Origin of the sequence: Streptomyces calidiresistens, from assembly GCF_014141525.1 — a bacterium.
GTDB classification, from domain to species: domain Bacteria; phylum Actinomycetota; class Actinomycetes; order Streptomycetales; family Streptomycetaceae; genus Streptomyces; species Streptomyces calidiresistens.
Genome location: NZ_VKHS01000478.1, coordinates 1 through 4364 on the forward strand (window position 1 = coordinate 1; position 4364 = coordinate 4364).

At 71.1% G+C, this 4364-nt stretch carries 2 protein-coding genes; both read left to right on the forward strand.

Going from position 1 to position 4364, the window contains the following annotated elements; translation table 11 throughout:
* A partial coding sequence (locus FOE67_RS17995; protein WP_182665529.1) for a hypothetical protein occupies positions 1-793 on the forward strand: 793 nt, incomplete at its 5' end.
* 177 nt (positions 794-970) lie between these two features.
* A complete protein-coding gene (locus FOE67_RS18000; protein WP_182665531.1) occupies positions 971-4294 on the forward strand; it encodes a S8 family serine peptidase in 3324 nt (1107 codons plus the stop codon).
* The last annotated feature ends 70 nt before the right edge of the window (positions 4295-4364 follow it).

Genomic DNA, 4364 nt, shown 5'->3' on the forward strand with positions numbered 1-4364 from the left:
CCTCGCCCCTCCCCCGCCGATCACCCTGGTGGTGGCGCACACCCGGCGGCTCCGCGCGCCCGCCGGCATCCGACTGCTGCGCACCCGCGACCTCCCCCGCCCGGTGTGGATCGACGGCCTGCCGGTGGTGCCCGTGGCGCGCGCGATCGCGGACGCGACGGCGCCCGGACCGGACCCGGCGGCCGGTGCCCCGGGGGCGACGCGGAGCCTGATGGCGGCGGCCCTGATCGGGGGGCACTGCACCGCGCGCGAGCTGCTCCGGGAGGTGGGGCGGTCGCGCCCCGATCGGCGGGGCGGATCGCTCCGGGCCCTGGAGGGGGCGTGCGCGGACGCCCGGGCGTTCGCGCAGGACGCCCTGTGGGAGGTCGTGCGGGCCGTGGTGGGACCGCCGGCCGGCCGGGATCGACCGACCGGCCCGGGGGACGACCCGATCACGGAGCCGTTCCGGAACGTGGAACTGCGCACATCCCGGGAGACCCCGGGCACGGTGGACGCCTACTGGCCCCGGGAGCACGTGGCCCTGGTCCTGGACACCCGGGAGTGCTCGACGGGAACCGTGCTGCCCGGCGAGACGTCACAGGGACGGGATGTCCCCCGTCCCACCGAGGAGGGGGAAACCGCCGGGTACACACGGCGCCGGGAGGCGCTGGAGCGCATCGGGGTGACGGTGGTGCACCTGACGCCCCGGGGGTTGCGGGAGGCACCGGACCTTCAGGCGGTCATCGTCCGCACGGCGTTGACGGGCGCGCCCGATCGGCCAATCGGGCGATATGTGGCGGTACTGCCGAACTGATCGGCCGGCCGGCCGATTTCCGCCACCCCCAAGAGGGGTGTTTGATCCCCTTTCTCCGGGTAGTCGACACCGTTTGGCTGGCAGCTATTCGTCAACTTCTCCGCGAGCACACACAAGTGAAGATCATTTACGTATGATTACCGACCATCCTGTCCCGGATACCGAACAAGGATGGTCATGACGAGCACCCCATCGTTCATATCCGCTGCCCCACCGGCGGTCGGGAGACTCACCCGGGTCGCCCTGACCGCCGGTGTCGTGGTCGCGCTGGCGGCCACCGGCGTCACTCCCGCACTGGCGGCCGAGGAGACCCCCGAGCCGGTGCCGGCCAAGCCGCTGGACGAGAAGTTCAGCACCGCCGACGCGGCGAAGCTCGAGGAGGCCAAACTCAGCGGTGAGCCCCGGGTCACGCTGCTCATCGCGGCCGAGCCGGGCGACACCGAGAAGGTCACGCGGGACCTGGAGGCGATCAGCGGTGCCTCCGTCGGATTCACCGACGACTCCGTGGGATACGTCAGGGCCACCGTCCCGACCGAGCGGGCCGATTCGCTGGTGGACCGCGCGGTCAAGAATTCCTCCGTCCACGCGATCGACCTCAACGAGGAAATCCGCATCCCCGACCCCGAGCCCGAGGGCGGCGGCAAGGGCGGAAAGGGCGGTTCCGGAAAGGGCAAGGGCACCACCTACCCGGGGCCCGACGCCTCCACCCCGAACGTCAACCCCTACCAGCCGTCGCACGAGATCGGCACCACCGACTTCATCAAGAAGAACCGGACGGCCGACGGTCGGGGCATCACCATCGGTGTCCTGGACACCGGCATCGACGTGGTGCACCCGGCGCTGCAGGAGACCACCACCGGCGAACGCAAGATCGTCGACGTGGTCACCGCCACCGACCCGATCATCGACAACGACCAGACCTGGCGACCGATGGTCACCGAGGTCTCCGGCGGGACCTTCACCTACTCCGGCCGCGAGTACACCGCCCCCGAGGGCGACCACTTCATCAGCCTCTTCCGCGAGTCGGCCACCGCCGGCGGCGAGATGGCCGGTGACCTGAACCGGGACGGCACCACCGACGGCGTCTGGGGCGTGCTCTACACGCCCGCGGACGGGACCGTCACCGTCGACCTCGACAACGACGGCGACTTCACCAACGACACCCCGATGCGTCCCTACAAGGAGAACTTCGACATCGGGTTCTTCGGCGAGGACAACCCCGACACCGCCATCGCCGAGGCGATCTCCTTCGTCGTCGAGATCCGCAAGGACGTTCCCATGGACCCCTACGGGGGCGAGTGGATCGGCGAGACCCGGGACTTCGTCAACATCGGCCTGCCGAACGACCGGCACGGCACCCACGTGGCCGGCATCACCGCCGCCAACGGCCTCTTCGGCGGGAAGATGACCGGCGCCGCCCCCGGCGCGAAGATCGTCTCCTCCCGGGCCTGCAACTGGGGCGGCGGCTGCACCGCCACCGCGCTCACCGAGGGCATGATCGACCTGGTGGTCAACCGGGGCGTGGACATCGTCAACATGTCCATCGGCGGCCTGCCGGCGCTCAACGACGGCAACAACGCCCGGGCCCGGCTCTACACCCAGCTGATCGACACCTACGGCATCCAGCTGGTGATCTCCGCCGGCAACAGCGGCCCCGGCATGAACACCATCGGTGACCCGTCGCTGGCCGACAAGGTCGTCTCGGTGGGCGCCGGCGTCTCCAAGGAGACCTGGGCGGCCAACTACGGCTCGATCGTGAAGACGCCGTACAACCTCTTCCCGTTCTCCTCGCGCGGCCCGCGTGCCGACGGCGGCTTCAAGCCCGACATCGTCGGCCCCGGCGCCTCCATCAACACCACCCTCACCTGGATGCCCGGCTCCGGCGTGCCCGACGCCGGCTACGACCTGCCGCCCGGCTACGGGATGCTGAACGGCACCTCGATGTCCTCCCCGCAGGTGGCCGGCGCCTCGGCGCTGCTGCTGTCCGCGGCGAAGCAGCGCGGCTTCGACGTCTCCCCCGCCGACCTGCGCCACGCCCTGGCCTCCTCCGCGAAGCCGATCAAGGGCATCCAGGCCTACGAGCAGGGCGCCGGTCTGATGGACACCGTCGGCGCCTGGAAGTACCTCGCCCGGGCCACCACCCCGTACGAGTACACCGTCTCCGCCCCGGTCAGCCACGCCCTCTCGGCGTACCTGGCCGAGCCGCACACCGGCACCGGCATCTACGACCGCGACACCGGTCCGGCCAAGGGGAAGACCAAGGTCTACGACGTCACCCTGACCCGGACCACCGGCCCGGACCGCACCCTGACCCACCAGCTGAAGGTGGCCAACGACGCCACCAAGGCGTTCAAGCTGCGCGGCGGCGCCGCCGTGAAGCTGCCCCTGAACAAGCCGGTGACGGTGCAGGTCGAGGTCAAGCCCCGGTCCACCGGCGCGCACAGCGCCGTCCTGGAACTGGGTGACACCCGCACCGGTGGCGTCGTCCACCAGATCCTGGCCACGGTGATCGTGCCGGAGGAGCTGAACTCCCCCGACTTCTCCTTCGACACCTCCGGGAAGGTCCAGCGCAACGAGCCGCTGCACCACTTCGTCCGCGTCCCCGAGGGCACCAGCACCATGGAGGTCTCCATGGGCGGTCTGCTGGAGGGCAGCCAGAGCCGCTGGCTGGCCGTCAGCCCGTGGGGTCTGCCGGTGGACAACACCGCGGTCTTCTCCTGCTACAACAACCTGGACGACCCGCGGAACACCTGCCGCCCCGACGTCCGCGCCTACGACAACCCGATGCCGGGTGTCTGGGAGCTGACCGTGGACGCCCGCCGCACCTCCCCGATGCTCGACAACCCGTACACCCTCGAGGTCAACGCCCTGGGCGCGGTCTTCGACCCGGCGGTGCAGACCGTCGAGCAGGCCCGCGTCGGTGAGCCCGTCGAGGTCTCCTGGGAGGTCACCAACGAGTTCGCCGGCATCACCGGCGCGCTGGAGGGCGGCCCGCTCGGCTCCGCCCGCAACGAGCGTCCGACCATCGGCGACGACGAGTACGCGATCGTCAACACCGTGGAGATCGGGGAGGGTGTCTCCCTCTTCGAAGCGGTGATCGGTTCGCCGAGCGACGCCTCCGCCGACCTGGACCTGTACGTCTACCGGGACGGCACCCTGGTGGGCAGCGGCACCACCGGCGACTCCGAGGAACTGGTGCGGCTCGTCGACCCGCAGCCGGGGACCTACGTGATCGAGGTGCACGGCTGGTCCGTGCCCGCGGGGACCACGGAGTACGACTACCGGGACGTCTACTTCAGCGACGGCCTGGGCTCCGTGAACGTGGCGGACGACACGACGGTGGACCTGCCCGCCGGTGGCACCACCACCGTGGAGGCCTCCGTGGTCGCCGACGCCCCGGCCCCGGCCGGCCGTGAGCTGTTCGGCACGGTCTCGCTGGTCAACGAGCGCGGCACCGCCGCCGGCACCGGCAGCGTGGTCGTGCTGGAGGTCGTGGAGTGACCGTCGGGTGACCCCGGGGTCCCGGGGTGGGAGCCGGCCGAGCGGCCTGCCCCCACCCCGCGCCCCATCC

Coding starts and splice junctions, on each gene's coding strand:
- FOE67_RS18000 (WP_182665531.1), top strand. CDS start 971: ATGACGAGCACCCCATCGTTCATATCCGCTGCCCCACCGGCGGTCGGG.